This window comes from Pseudomonas sp. PD9R (assembly GCF_019200975.1).
In the GTDB taxonomy this organism is placed as follows: domain Bacteria; phylum Pseudomonadota; class Gammaproteobacteria; order Pseudomonadales; family Pseudomonadaceae; genus Aquipseudomonas.
The window spans coordinates 54,341-68,695 of the sequence record NZ_JAHTMR010000013.1 but is presented as its reverse complement, the minus strand read 5'-3'; the positions used below and the strand labels follow the sequence as shown (position 1 = coordinate 68,695).

The window sequence follows — 14,355 nt, the reverse complement described above, 5'->3', positions numbered from 1 at the left end:
CAAGCCTCGCTCCTACAGGTTGGATGGCACCCTTGCAGGAGCGAGGCTTGCCCGCGCAGAGGCCGTCAGCTACAGCACAATACTCATGCCGTCGTACGCCACTTCTACATCACGCCGATCCAACTCCGCCCGCTCTGGCGAATCCTCGTCGAGAATCGGGTTGGTGTTGTTGATGTGGATAAGCACTTTGCGCTGTTTGGGCAATTGCCCCAGCACTTCAAGCATGCCGCCGGGACCGTTCTGCGCCAGGTGGCCCATTTCCCGACCGGAACGGGTGCCAACGCCGCGGCGCTGCATTTCATCGTCGTCCCACAGCGTGCCGTCCACCAGTAGGCAATCGCTGCCGGCCATGATTTCCAGCAATGGCGCGTCGACCTTGCCCAGGCCTGGCGCGTAGAACAATTTGCCACCTGTGCCCAGGTCTTCGACGATCAGGCCGATGTTGTCGCCCGGATGCGGGTCGAAGCGATGCGGCGAGTAGGGTGGCGCGGCACTGCGCAGTGGCAGCGGGGTGAAGCGCAGGTTCGGGCACGCCGGGATGCTGAAGCTCTGGTCGAGTTCGATGCGGTTCCAGTTCAGGCCGCCGTTCCAGTGATTCAGCATGGTGAACAACGGGAAACCGGTGCTCAGGTCTTCATGGACCATGTCGGTGCACCAGACCTGATGCGGGCAACCTTCACGCAACATCAGCAGGCCGGTGGTGTGGTCGATCTGGCTGTCCATCAGAATGATCGCGCTGATGCCGGTGTCACGCAGGGCGCGGCCCGGTTGCATCGGGGCGAAGCTCTGGAGCTGGGCGCGGATGTCCGGGGACGTGTTGCAGAGCACCCAATTTACGCCGTCATCGGATATCGCGATGGACGACTGGGTACGCGCCCTGGCATTCAGGCTGCCGTCGCGAAAGCCTGCGCAGTTCACGCAGTTGCAGTTCCATTGGGGGAAACCGCCGCCAGCGGCGGAACCTAGAATCTGGACAAACATGGGCGCTCCATCATTTTAACGCTGAAAATAAAACGCCTCGGATAACCGAGGCGTTGTACTGCATTTCTGCCAAGGCAGAGATCAACGGCTGGCGAAGTACATGGTGACTTCAAAGCCGATACGCAGGTCGGTGTAAGCAGGTTTGGTCCAGGCCATGGGGGCGCTCCTTAGGTTGATGGGACAGTTGAGACCTATACATATAGTCCACCTCCAGCAGGAGATGTTCAGATAGTTAGGTAGCTATGTTACTCAATATTGCTGAGTAATTGCCCATGAAACTTTGAGAAAGCTCATTGCAGCCCCGGTAATGATCATTTTGCCACTTGCCAGGGTGACCCCGGGCAAGCCGCGCTGGCCAGGCAACGCCAACCGCCTTCGGCCTGATTCAGCCGTTGGGCCGCACCCACGAGCGCCGCTTGATCAATTTGCAGAATCACTTGGGGTAACTGTTTCAGATAATCCGACGAGCGGCCGGCCAGTTTGCCCTGCCAGAGCAGCTCGGCCGCTTCGGCGTTGGGCATGGCGGTGCTTTCGAATTGGTTAGCCAAGGTCTGACGCAGTGCGATGAAGCTGATGTCGTCGAGGTTGCGGATCATGTCCGGCAATCCGCTAAGGAACTGTTCAATGTGCAGCAGTAGATCCAGCGGAGCGACGCTCGGCGATTGCACACCGAACAGCAGACCGGTTTGCCCGTGAATCTGGCGCAGGTCACTGAAAACCGCGTAGCCGAGTTGCAATTCCACCCGCAGGCGTTGGTAGAACGGCGTCTGACAGACGTGTGCGAGTAAACGCCACGCGGCTTCGTCGGCAATTTCTTGGGAGGGTGTCGGACAGAACAACAGCAATGCGTGTTCGCTGGAGCCGGTAGCGACGGTGTGCCACAAATGTTGCGTGTGAATCGATGGCGGCAGCGTCAGCTGATTGTCCGGAGTGCCGGGTATACGGCTCAGCGCCAGGCCCATTGCCGCTTGGGTCTGAGCCGACAGGCCGATTGCCAGGCCATCCCAGCGGGCGCTCGACCAGAGTTGCTTCGCGTCGTCCGATACGGCGGTTTGTTCAAGGCAATGATCGGGCAATGCCTTGAGCAATTGCCGAATAGGCATCAACGCGACGGCTGTTGATTCATCACACAGGAAATCGGCATCGGTGTTCGCCAGTTCCTTCAGCACGTGTTCCAGGACGGTAGGCATCGGCTCCTGTAGCCCCGTCATTTTCAGCCGCCATTCGTTGCCCGCTGCGCTGAAGGAAACATCCACGCCTGCCTGATGCGCTTCTTCGCATAGCGGTTGCAGATGTTTTGCCAGCCTTGATTGAAGGTGATTGCCAGGTGCTGCGTCGAGGCGCCAGCGCACGTACACCGCACCTTCAGCGCTGTTATCCGGCAACGCTTGGCTGAACTGCATCGGCGAACGTTCGCGGCGACTGCGCGAGCGATCCTGTGCAAATGTGCGCAAGCCACGGTGGGCGCTGGTCTGGCCGCGAATCAACCCGGCGTTCGGTGCCGCAGACTCGGCGCGCAAGAACGGATTGGGTGTCGGCAGTTGCCATTGGCCCGTGAAGTTATCCACAGCGCGGAGTTGTTGCAGGATTTGCTGGAGGGCTGTCACGCCGTGTTCGGATAGCCCGGCTTCGTGCCGTTCGCTGTCCAGTCGGGCCAATTGCAGGGCGCTGCTGACTTGCTGTTGGCGCTGGAGCAGAGCTGCGTATTCATCGCGCAATCCGCTCCAGTCTTGCTGAGCGAAGAAGCCCAGCCAATCCATTAACAGGTCGCGAATCGCCGTCGGCTGTGTATTGGTGTCCCGCGTGAACTCGATGTGCAGCAAGGCTTGCCCGGCAAATTGATACAACGGCGCGGCTTTCAACTTTTCGGCCCACCCGCGGTTTTGCAATTCAGCCAGCAACCCTTCGGGTTTCGCAGCGTTGAGCCAATGGCACAGGAACTCCAATGCTTCGGGCGATGAATCGGGTAGCGCTTCAAGAGCAAACAGCAGATCCAGTCGGCGCTCGTTCACCTGCTGATAACTTTTATCCGAATCGCCCATCAGCGGCGTAGCAGCCTGTTGCGCGATCGAATTTCCCTCGGGAATGGCCTCAGCGAATGCCTGGGCAAGTGCTTTCAGTTCTTCAAGATTCTGTGGTCCGACCAGACTCAGCGTCATTTGTCCGGTTTGATAGTACTGCTGAAAAAAATCCAGCAAGGCCTGCTGAAACTCCGGTTGTGGCACCGGCAGACTGTCGCGATTACCCGCGTGAAAGCCCCGCAGTGGATGAGTTTCAGCAACCCCATCGAACAGCGTCAACTGTTGCTGGGCCGTCGCGTCCTGCGACCAGGCGATAAATTCCGCCTGCAGCACTTCACGTTCCCGCTGCTGATCCTCCAGATTCATATACGGATGGGCGAGCATGTCTGACAGGCGTTCTAGCCCACCGGCAAACGCCAGGGGCGGCAATTCGAAAAAGTAATCGGTGGTGCGTTCGCTGGTCCGCGCATTCACCTGCCCGCCATGACGCTGGACGTAGGCCATCAGCCCCTGGCCGGCGGGAAAACGCTCGGTCCCCAGAAACAGCAGATGCTCAAGAAAATGCGCCAGACCGGGCCATGCCAACGGCACATCATGGCTGCCGACAGCAACCCGCAATGCCGCAGCGCAACGCTTCAATTCAGGCGCATGGCGTAGCGTCACCCGCAGGCCGTTGGCCAGGGTTTCAGTGTGGGGGCGAAGGTGGTTCAGCGCAGACATGAGCACTTCCAGAACAGAGAAGCGCTCATGCTAGCGGATTAGTCAGCGCTTGTTCAGGTCGCCGTAAAGTTCGGGGCGACGATCGAGCAGGTAGCGATTGGCGGCGCGGGAATCGACCATCAACTGACGATCCAGCTCGCCAACAATCAGCGCTTCATCGAGACCGGCCTGGGCAATGCGGCTGCCATCCGGCGCGGCGATGCTGCTTTGGCCGCAATAATGGATGTCACCTTCGTGCCCGCAGTAGTTGGCGTAGGCGACGTAACACTGGTTTTCGAAGGCGCGGGAGCGGACGGTGACGTCAGCAATGAAGTCGAAAGGAATCATGTTCGCCGTCGGCACCAGAATCAGCTCGACGCCATCAAGGGCCAGACGCCGGGCGTTTTCCGGAAACTCCAGGTCGTAGCAAATCAGGAGGCCGAGTTTCCAGCCGTTGAGTTCAACGACTGGGAAATCGTTGGTGCCGGGGCTGAACATCGAACGGTCAAGGTCACCGAACAAGTGCGTCTTGCGGTAGTTGCACAGGCGCTCGCCGTTGGCGTCGATCAACTGCGCGGCGTTGTAGATCTGCCCGTCCTCGGTGCGCTCGGGATAGCCATACAAAATGGCAATCCCGGCAGACTTGGCAATGCGCGCAATTTGTTGCGCCGACTCACCGTTGTGCACCTCCGCCAGCACGCTGACGGCATCGACGCCGATGTTGTAACCGGTCAGGAACATTTCCGGCAGTACCAGCAAATCGGCGCCTTTGGCTTCCTGCGCAAGCTGCTGCAAGCGTTGCAGATTGCCGGCGACATCCAGGGGCAGTGGCGGACATTGGTAAAGGGCTACGCGCATTTCGGATTCCTCTTACTCGGGCAGGGCGATCGGTCCGATCTCGTTGAACACATCACCTGGACCCGGATTCTCGGCGTGAGTTGCACCGCCGAAGTGTTTCATGATCCCCCACACCGCATTGAGCGACGTCTGCACCGCGCCTTCGACCCAGGCCGGCGTCCACGAAACGTCGTCGCCGGCGATGAAAATCCCGCGCTGTTCGGCAGGCATGTCGTCCTGCATGAAGTGCGCGTACATGCGCTGGTTGTAGCGGTAGTGGCCGGGCAGGGCACCTTTGAAAGCTCCGAGGAAATGCGGGTCGGCTTCCCACGACACGGTGATCGGATCGCCAATGATGCGCGCCGCAATATCGACTTTCGGGTAGATCTTCTTCAGTGCATCCAGCGCCAGTTTCACGCGTTTTTCCACCGGCTGCGGAAGCATTTTCAGCGCGTCGCTCATCCACGAGTACGACAGGCAAATCACGCCTGGTTTGTCGTCGCCGTTATCAAAAAGGTAGGTGCCACGAGTCAGGCGATCGGTGAGGGTCATGCTCATCAGGTCGCGGCCGGTTTCTGGGTCTTTATCCTTCCAGAACGGGCGGTCGACCATCACGAAGGTTTTCGACGATTGCATGTAACGGGTGCGGTCCAGGGCCATCCACATCTTTTGCGAGAACAGGCTTTCGTCGCATTCGATCTGGGTGGTCAGCAGCCAGCTCTGGCACGTGGTGAGCACGGCCGCGTATTCACGGGTGTCGCCCCAGTTGTCGGTGACGGCAAAACGGCCACCTTCGGCATGAGCGATTTTTTTCACACCGGTGCGCGGTGCGCCGTTGTGCAGGGAGCTGAGGCTGGTGCCCGCAGGCCAATGCGCGCAACGTTCCGGCACATGACGCCAGATACCCAGTGGCACTTGTTCCACGCCGCCGACTACCAAGTGCTGATGATCGTCGCAGTTGGTCATCACTACGCGGAAGATTTCCAGCATCGAGTTGGGGAAGTCCGAGTCCCAGCCGCCCGTGCCAAAACCGACCTGGCCAAACACTTCGCGGTGATGGAACGACAGCTTGGCGAAGGCTTTGGAGGTGGCGACGAAGTCGTAGAACGTGCGGTCGTCCCACAGCGGAACCAGGGTGTTCCACAGCTCTTTCAGGCGTGGCACATCGCGGTCGCGGATCGCTTGCTGGATATCGGAAAACTGCGAACCGGCTTCCAGAGCGTCGGCCCAGGCATCAGCCACTTCTTGGAACAGTGCGGGAAGATCCGACAGTTTTTGTGCGTAATGGGTTTGGCCTTCGAGGTCGATCACCGTGCTGCCCGACGCGGGTGTCAGCGGGTTCGGGAACGGTTTGGTTTGCAGGCCAAGCTTGTCGACGTAGTGATAAAACGCGGTAGACGACACCGGGAAACGCATGCCACCGAGTTCGGCAATGATGCCTTCGGCACCGTTGAACGCCTGGGAGCGCAGACGACCGCCCATTTTTGAGGCTTCGTAGACGACAGGCTTGAGGCCCAGTTTCATCAATTCGTACGCGGCCACCAAGCCTGCAATGCCACCGCCGACAATCGCCACTTCGGCACCGTGATTGTGTTCGGGAATGCTGCCCAGACCGGCCGGGTGTTCAATCCAGTCGTCGAAGGCGAAAGGAAAGTCCGGGCCGAAAATGGTGACTGGTTTTTTACCATCTGCAGGATGGCGATTGTTCTTGTTCATGGCTGACCTTGCTAGCGACCGAACGCGGAGTGCGCGTCTGAGTATAGGAAAAGATGCCAGCCATTCTAGAGAGCGTAGAACACGTTAATAAGACGCAAAGTGTCGTCGTTTTGCCAATATATTGATCAGTATGACGATCTGTCGATGCACACTGCCCACTGTAGAAGCGAGCTTGCTCGCGAAGAGGCCAGCCCAGACACCGAAGCTCTACAGCCAGAGACTCAAACCGGCTGCCCACGATCAATCTTGCTACTCAAGATGATTGAAGTCGTCGTCTTCTCCACCCCATCCACGCTGCCAATCTGATCCAGCAACTGATCCAGCTGCTCTGGCGAGTCCGTGCGCAACCAGGCCACATAATCAAATTCGCCACTCACCGCACACAGCTGCTGCACCTGAGCCATGGCGCTCAACCGACGCAACACTTCCTTGCCAGAACGCGGCTGCACAGTAATCCCCACGTACGCCTGCAACCCACCGTCCACCACGCGCTGACCAAGGCGCACGCCGTAACCGGTGATGACCTTGGCCTTTTCCAGCCGCGCCAGGCGCGAAGTGACGGTGGTGCGGGCGATGCCCAGTTGCCGGGCAAGCATGGCGACGCTTTCGCGAGCGTTGAGCTGAAGGGCAGCAATCAACTGGCGGTCGATTTCGTCAAGAACGGGCGGGCGAGTGTCAGGCAAAGCGTCATCTCCAGCAGCACAGATCAATGGGCAAACATGTTACAGGCACATTCTGAACAGCGCTCGTGACGGATGTCTGGGCTAGTCTCACTACCGTTCATTACATTTCTGCCTGCGACAAATTGCCATAAGTAACTAGGTGGTACATTATTCCGCCCTTGTCACAAATGGGGAAAATTACCGACATGAATAATTCTGGGGCTGCCGCCGGCAGCAAATGGTTGCTGGTGGGGCTGGGTGTTCTGATTGCACTGATCGGGCTCGGCCTCGCTGGCGGCGGTGGCTATCTGATTGCGCTTGGCGGCAGCTGGTACTTCTTGCTGATGGGGCTGGCGATGCTGGTTTCCGGGCTGATGATCGCCCGCCGCAAACCGGCAGGCGCTTGGCTGTATGGTCTGGCACTGATCATGACGGCGATCTGGGCGGTGTGGGATGCCGGATTCGAGTATTGGCCATTGGTTTCGCGTGTGCTGACCTTCGCTGTGATCGGTCTGGTCGTCGTACTGATTTATCCGACATTGGTACGTGCTTCAGGCGCGTCCGCAGGTCGTGGCGCGTATGGAGTGGCCGGTATTCTGGGTGTCGGTATCGTGGCGACCATGGCTTACATGTTCGTGCCAACCCACGTGGTCAAGGCCAGCAGTGAACCCACCGTAATACCGGTCGCACCGGGCACCGAACAGAAAGACTGGGCGCACTGGGGCAACACCACCGCCGGCAATCGCTTTGCCGCGCTGGACCAGATCAACAAGGGCAATATCGACAAGTTGCAGGTCGCCTGGACCTTCCGCACCGGCGACATCCCGCAGAGCACCGGCGCCGGTGCCGAAGACCAGAACACCCCGTTGCAAATCGGTGACACGGTCTACACCTGCACCGCCTACGGAAAAGTCTTCGCCCTGGACGCCGACACCGGTGCCCAGCGCTGGAAGTTCGACCCGCAAGGCTCCGCACCCAACTGGCAGCGTTGCCGTGGCCTGGGCTATTCCGAAACCCCTGCTTCTTCGGACAACCAGCCAACTGCCTGTACGAAACGTCTGTTTTTGCCGACCGGCGATGCCCGTCTGATCGCCATCAATGCCGAAACCGGCAAGCCGTGCGAAGAGTTCGGAAACAAAGGCACCGTCGACCTGAAAACCGACATGGGCGAAGTGAAGCCCGGTTACTACCAGCAAACCTCGACCCCGTTGGTCGCAGGCAACGTAGTGATTGTCGGCGGTCGCGTGGCGGACAACTATTCCACCGGCGAACCGCCAGGTGTGGTCCGCGCTTACGACGTGCGTAGCGGTGAGTTGGTGTGGGCGTGGGATCCGGGTAATCCGAACACCACCAAACGTCCGCCAGCCGGTGAGACTTACACCCGTGGCACGCCGAATGTGTGGTCGGCCATGTCCTACGACGCCAAGCTCGGTCTGGTCTATCTACCGACCGGCAACGCCACCCCGGACTTCTTCGGCGGCCAGCGTACCGAGTTCGACGACAAGTGGAACTCGTCCATCGTCGCCATCGACGTGAAAACCGGCCAGGTGCGCTGGCACTTCCAGACAACTCACCACGATCTGTGGGACTTCGACCTGCCGGCGCAACCATTGCTGTACGACGTGCCGGACGACAAGGGCGGTACCCAGCCAGCCTTGGCGCAAGTCACCAAGCAAGGCGAAATCTTCCTGCTGAATCGCGAAACCGGCGTGCCGATTGCTCGTGTTGAAGAGCGTCCAGTTCCACAAGGCCATGTGCCCGGCGAGCGCTATTCGCCGACCCAACCGTTCTCGGTGGACATGCCGTCAATCGGCAACAAAACCCTGACCGAATCCGACATGTGGGGTGCCACGCCGTTCGACCAGTTGATGTGCCGCATCCAGTTCAAAGGCATGCGCCACGAAGGCGTCTACACCCCGCCGGGCATGGACCGCGCCCTGCAATTCCCGGGCTCCTTGGGCGGCATGAACTGGGGCAGCGTCTCGGTTGATCCGAACACGAACTACATGTTCGTCAACGACATGCGCCTGGGCCTGGCCAACTACATGATCCCTCGCGACAAGATCGGTGCCGGGGCCAGCGGTATCGAAATGGGCGTGGTGCCGCAGGAAGGGACGCCGTTCGGTGCCATGCGCGAGCGCTTCCTCTCGGCGGCCGGTATTCCATGCCAGAAACCACCGTTCGGCACCATGTCCGCCATCGACCTCAAGACCCACAAACTGATGTGGCAAGTCCCGGTCGGCACCGTACAAGACACCGGCCCGCTGGGCATTCGCATGCACTTGCCGATCCCCATCGGCATGCCGACGCTTGGTGCTTCCTTGGCCACTCAGTCGGGCCTGCTGTTCTTCGCAGGGACTCAGGATTTCTACCTGCGTGCTTTCGATACCGGCAACGGCAATGAGATCTGGAAGGCACGTTTGCCGGTGGGTAGTCAGTCGGGTCCGATGACCTATGTATCGCCGAAGACAGGCAAGCAGTACATCCTGCTGACGGTGGGTGGTGCGCGGCAGTCGACGGATCGGGGGGATTATGTGATTGCGTATGCGTTGCCTGAGTAAGGGCTGAATCGCGGGTACGAAAAAGCCGCGCGATTGCGCGGCTTTTTTTGGACTTTGAGTTCGTCGATTACGACGTTTTCAGATGTTTGCGGAGCCGTAGGCTCGGTAGAAAATGGCTCGAAACCGTATAAAAAACCCCGCTCAATTTGTGCTTAGCTGCTGAAGCAACCATAGGCATGGCAGGTGTGTTGCGGGTAAACCAGGTTTGGCATAAGTGCTCTCGCTGCTTTTGCCGAAGGGGAAGCTTGGCTTTTTCAGTGGACAAGTCCCAAAAAGGGATCGATAAGGCCATTTTTGGGACTTCTACGCTGCTGTGATCATTCGCAAGTTCGATGGATCTGCTCCCTTCTTCGGTCGATCCGGCCCTCGCTCCAGCACCTTCGTCACATCATCGATCACAGCTTTGCTCATCGCCGTCAGGTAATGCGCAGCCCAAGCGTGGCGGTCGGTGTCTTTGGCGTAGGCGGCGTCCAGGGTTAGCTCTTTCGCGAGATACAACAGGTTGGAGGCCTGGGCCTGGGCCAGGGCATCGGCAAGGGGAACGCCTCGGCTGACGTGGAACAGTGTTTGGTTTGAGCAGTAGATGAAGGGCGTGAAGCCGATGGTTTTCAGTTCTGAGGGATCGGATGTAGTCGATTTAGTCATTGTGTAGCTCCTAATTTAATGGGCTGCCGCATCCGTTTCCAAGCGAATGGGTGGCAGCTGTGCGCAGGTTGGAAAACCGGGAAATTAGGAAACCGGCACGCCCGAAGACGTCCCGCGCACAGCCGCCATAACTCAAGATCGTAATGGGCAAACTGTTGTTTTTAATTTCGACGGGTTTCCAAGCCCGATCGCTGAATGGTCAGCGACGTCCGGAGACTATCCCGTCGAAGAAAAGCGCAACAAGGCGGCAACGTGCCCAAAAAGTGAGTTTCGGAGTTTGCCTACAAGGTCTGAGGGCGTCATCCGATAATGCGCAACATTTGGTAAACGAAACCCAATCGCCAGACACGCAAAAGCCGCGCATTGCGCGGCTTTCTTGTTTGGTGGGCCCACACGGACTTGAACCGTGGACCAAAGGATTATGAGTCCTCTGCTCTAACCAACTGAGCTATAGGCCCTCAGTAGGCCGCGGATTATAGCGACGGTTTCGCGGCTGTGCTATCCGAAAAGTCTGAAACGGTTGAACGAAGAAACGTCGCGGCAAATTCGTCGGCGGGCAGGGGCAGGCTGACGATGTAGCCCTGGATCTGTTCACAGCCTTCATCGGCAAGAAATTGCTGCTGCGCCTGGGTCTCCACACCTTCGGCAATCACGGTGAATTGCATACTTCGGCCGAGGGCGATGATGGCGCGCACGATGGCGGCATCATGGGGATCATCCGGCAGGCCGCGGACGAACGACTGGTCGATTTTGAGGATGTCCAGCGGTAGACGCTTTAGGTAACTCAGTGATGAGTAGCCAGTGCCGAAGTCATCGATCGCCAGTTGCACACCCAGATGCTTGAGTTGATGCAGCACGGCCAGCGCTTCCTCAGCCTGGCTCATGATGAAGTTTTCGGTAATTTCCAGTTGCAGTAAGTCGGGTTTGAGGTGGTTGTCCTTGAGCAGCTGTTCGATGCGGCCGAGCAGATTTGGTTGGCGCAACTGCGCGCCGGCGAGATTGACCGATAACGGGCCGAGGCCTTCGTAGGTCAGGTTCCATTCGCGCATTTGCCGGCAGGCGGTTTCGAGCACCCAATCGCCGATTTGCAGGATCATGCCGTTTTCTTCGGCCAGGGAGATGAAGTGTTCCGGCGATACGTCGCCAAGGGTCGGGTGACGCCAGCGAAGCAGCGCTTCTGCGCCTACCAGGCGATAGTCGTCGAGGCTGATTTTCGGTTGATAGTACAGCTGCAATTCATTGCGCTCGATGGCACGGCGCAGTTCATGTTCCAGCGCCACGCGCTCACTGGCTTGCGCGGTGAGGTCGCAGGTGTAGCTTTCGACCCGATTGCGGCCCTTGGCTTTGGAGCGGTACATCGCCGCGTCGGCGTTCTTGATCAGCGTGGCGACGTCGCAGCCGTCCTGTGGGTAAAGGCTGGTGCCGATGCTGGAACTGATGAAGAACTCGTGTTCTCCCGCCTGGAACGGCGCGGTGAAACAATTGAGCAGCTTGGTGGCGAGGTTGTCGGCGTCGCTGGGTTGCTGCAGGCCCGGAAGCAGGATGATGAACTCATCGCCGCCCAGGCGCGCCACGGTGTCGATATCCCGTAGCTGTTCCTTGAGGCGCACGGCAATGCCCTTGAGTAGCAGGTCGCCGACCGGGTGACCAAGACTGTCGTTGATGTGTTTGAAACGGTCCAGATCGAGGAACAGCACCGCGCCCTGGCCGCCATTTTCCTTCTGGGTATTGAGTGCGGTCAGCAGGCGGCTTTCGAATAGCGTGCGATTGGGCAGGCCAGTCAGTGGATCGTGATGCGCCTGGTAATCGAGTCTTGCCTGGGCGTGTTTAAGGCTGGATATATCGGCGAATACGGCGACAAAGTGAGTAATGAACTTGTCGCGGTTGCGCACGGCGCTGATGGTCAGCCAGCTCGGGTAGAGCTCGCCGTTTTTACGGCGGTTGGAAATCTCGCCTTGCCAATGACCTTCAGCGGTCAGTTGATGCCACATGGCGGCGTAGAACGCGCTGTCATGCAGGCCCGAGGCCAGCAAGCGCGGGGTATGGCCGAGTGCTTCGCTTTCGCTGTAACCGGTGATTTCGGTAAAAGCGCGATTGACTGCGCTGATGTGTTGCTGCGTGTCGGTGATCAACACGCCTTCGGCGGTGCTCTCGAACACCGTGGCGGCCTGTTGCAGTTTTTCCTGCATCAGATGGCGCTCGGTGATGTCGCGGGCGATGGTCAGCATGCAGTCTTCGTCGCCAATCGGCAGTGGCCGGCTGGACACTTCGCAGAGACGGATTTGCCCGTCACTGCGGCGGATATGGCAGCTGAAGTCGCGGACGAATCCGTCGCGGTGCAGCAAATCGAGCATCTGTTTGCGCTCGTTTAAGTTGACCCAAATCCCCAGGTCCAGCGCCGAGCGATCCACAGACATCGCGCTGTTGAACCCGGTAATTCGGCTAAAACCCTCGTTGACCTCAATCAGCAAGCCATCGCTCTGGCGCGATAGCAGCAAGCCGTCGGGGGAAGCGTGGAAGGCTTTGGCGAATTTTTCTTCGGAGGTTTGCAGTTGTTGCTGGGTTTCCTTGAGCTGGGTGATGTCGCGTACGACCACCACCAGCGCTGGAGTCGTATCGAGGTCGAAAGGCTCCGCTGAGATCAGGCCGGTAAACACTTGGCCATTGCTGCGGCGAAAGGGCATCTCCAGGTTGCGGATGCTGCCGGCCTGCAAGCGTTGCAGCAATCCCGGCCCGACGCCGGGGATGCCCCAGATGTTGAGGTCGGTGGCGGTCTGGCCGATGACTTCTTCGGCGCTGAGCCCGATCTGCTCCTCGAACGCTTCGTTGACTTCCAACAGGCAGCCGTCGGAGAGGCGCGCTATGACCAGGATGTCCGGGCATTGCTGAAAGACCGAGGCAAACTTCTGTTCCGACAGGCGTAACGCCTCTTCAGTGCGCTTGGCTTCGGTGATGTCGATCATCAAACCGCGCATCACAGGCTCGTGGCCGTGTTCGATCAGGCTGACGATGTCGCGCACCCACAAGCAGCGACCGTCAGCGGTGATGACCCGGTAGTCGAGGCTATGATCGCGCCCCGCCAGCACTTCGTGATCGCAGAAATTTTGTGCGCGGATAAGGTCAGCGGGGTGAATGATGTTGCGCCAGAAACCCGGAATCAACCAATGGGACAGGGGATAACCGAGCAGTTCCTCGGCATGAGGCGAGACATAGCTGTAGGTAAAGTCGCTCATCCGCGCTTCCCAGGCAATGGCCGACAAACTCTCCACCAGCCCGCGATAGTGATATTCGCTGCTGCGCAGTTCCTGCTCCAGATCGACTCGACGGGTGATTTCCGAACTTAGTCGGCGATTGACCCGGATCACTGCGGCCAACACCATAATCAGCAGCAATAATCCAGGCACGCCGTAGACCAGCAAATCGGACCAGAAAGTACGATGATCGAGGACGTTGCCTACCCAATGTTCCTGGATAGAGCTGATTTCGGCCGGAGACATGTCCGCCAGGACTTTGTCCAGGATGCCGACCAGAATTTTGTTGTCTTGCGGCACGCCCATGGCTAATTGGTAGCGATAGGGGGTTTCGCCGCTGACATACAATCCGTCCAGCTTGAGCTGTCGCAGGCTCCATACGCTGGAAGCGAGATCGCCAACCACGGCGTCCACCTCATCAGTCGCCAGCGCCTGCAAAGCCGAGCTGACGTTGGGCATGGCGACCAGATTCAAGTCGGGATTGTGGGTGCGTAACAACTCATGGGGCGCATAGTTTTCTACCACGGCGATTTTTAGCCCGTACAAATCCTCGATTTTGCGTGGCTCGGGCCCGCCGACATGCGCCAGGATGACAATCGGGAAGTCCAGGTAAGGGCGCGTGAACGATAGAAAAGCCTGACGCTCCGGGGTCGACATGATGCCCGGCAAGACATCCAGCTTGCCTTGTTTGGCCTGGTCCAGCACTGCCGTCCAGCTCACAGGCTCGATGGGCGTGAGCTTGACCGCCAAACGCTGGCGGATCAGGTCGATATAGTCTGCTGCCAGGCCCTGATAGCGGCCCTGATCATCGCGAAACTCAAAAGGTGGCCATGACGCATCTACACCCAGGCGCAAGTCTGGGTGGGCCGCAAGCCAGCTACGTTCTTCGTCGGTCAGAGTCAGCGCGCCAGCCGTTGCGGTCCAGGTCATTAGCGACAGCAAAAAAAGCACGGTCGGCAGTCTGGGCATAACGGTCTCGTTA

Annotated in this window: 9 protein-coding genes and 1 tRNA gene; 1 reads left to right on the top strand and 9 read right to left on the bottom strand. The window is 58.9% G+C overall.

Annotated features, from left to right (window positions below):
• Window positions 1-69 precede the first annotated feature (69 nt).
• The 6 genes from pqqB to KUF73_RS22760 form a co-directional block, all read right to left on the bottom strand.
• Window positions 70-981, bottom strand: coding sequence for a pyrroloquinoline quinone biosynthesis protein PqqB (gene pqqB / locus KUF73_RS22785; protein WP_218440269.1), 912 nt, complete (start codon window positions 979-981; stop codon window positions 70-72).
• Window positions 982-1,062: 81 nt separating this feature from the next.
• On the bottom strand, window positions 1,063-1,137 hold the full coding sequence (gene pqqA / locus KUF73_RS22780) for a pyrroloquinoline quinone precursor peptide PqqA (protein ID WP_003444522.1): 75 nt from the start codon (window positions 1,135-1,137) through the stop codon (window positions 1,063-1,065).
• Window positions 1,138-1,292: 155 nt separating this feature from the next.
• The gene (pqqF, locus tag KUF73_RS22775) at window positions 1,293-3,722 is read right to left on the bottom strand and encodes a pyrroloquinoline quinone biosynthesis protein PqqF (RefSeq protein WP_218440268.1); all 2,430 of its coding nucleotides are present in this window, start codon (window positions 3,720-3,722) and stop codon (window positions 1,293-1,295) included.
• A 42-nt stretch (window positions 3,723-3,764) separates the two neighbouring features.
• Window positions 3,765-4,559 carry a carbon-nitrogen hydrolase family protein gene (locus KUF73_RS22770; RefSeq protein WP_218440267.1) on the bottom strand — a complete coding sequence of 265 codons (795 nt, stop codon included), beginning with the start codon at window positions 4,557-4,559 and terminating at the stop codon, window positions 3,765-3,767.
• Window positions 4,560-4,571: 12 nt separating this feature from the next.
• Window positions 4,572-6,254: an NAD(P)/FAD-dependent oxidoreductase gene (locus KUF73_RS22765; protein ID WP_218440266.1), complete on the bottom strand. Its 1,683-nt coding sequence runs from the start codon at window positions 6,252-6,254 to the stop codon at window positions 4,572-4,574.
• A 221-nt stretch (window positions 6,255-6,475) separates the two neighbouring features.
• Entirely contained in the window at window positions 6,476-6,937 is a 462-nt protein-coding gene (locus KUF73_RS22760; protein ID WP_031319160.1) for an Lrp/AsnC family transcriptional regulator, read from the bottom strand.
• Window positions 6,938-7,122: 185 nt separating this feature from the next.
• On the opposite strand from KUF73_RS22760, the gene KUF73_RS22755 reads away from it, so the two are divergent.
• Complete coding sequence (locus tag KUF73_RS22755; RefSeq protein ID WP_218440265.1) at window positions 7,123-9,477, top strand: glucose/quinate/shikimate family membrane-bound PQQ-dependent dehydrogenase; 2,355 nt, start codon at window positions 7,123-7,125, stop codon at window positions 9,475-9,477.
• 303 nt (window positions 9,478-9,780) lie between these two features.
• On the opposite strand, the gene KUF73_RS22750 is transcribed toward KUF73_RS22755, so the two are convergent.
• The 3 genes from KUF73_RS22750 to KUF73_RS22740 all read right to left on the bottom strand — a co-directional run bounded on the left by KUF73_RS22750 (window position 9,781) and on the right by KUF73_RS22740 (window position 14,342).
• A complete protein-coding gene (locus KUF73_RS22750; RefSeq protein WP_218440264.1) occupies window positions 9,781-10,122 on the bottom strand; it encodes a DUF3077 domain-containing protein in 342 nt (113 codons plus the stop codon).
• A gap of 381 nt (window positions 10,123-10,503) precedes the next feature.
• Window positions 10,504-10,580 (bottom strand) — tRNA-Ile (locus tag KUF73_RS22745).
• 15 nt (window positions 10,581-10,595) lie between these two features.
• Window positions 10,596-14,342, bottom strand: coding sequence for a bifunctional diguanylate cyclase/phosphodiesterase (locus KUF73_RS22740; protein ID WP_218440263.1), 3,747 nt, complete (start codon window positions 14,340-14,342; stop codon window positions 10,596-10,598).
• Window positions 14,343-14,355 lie beyond the last annotated feature (13 nt).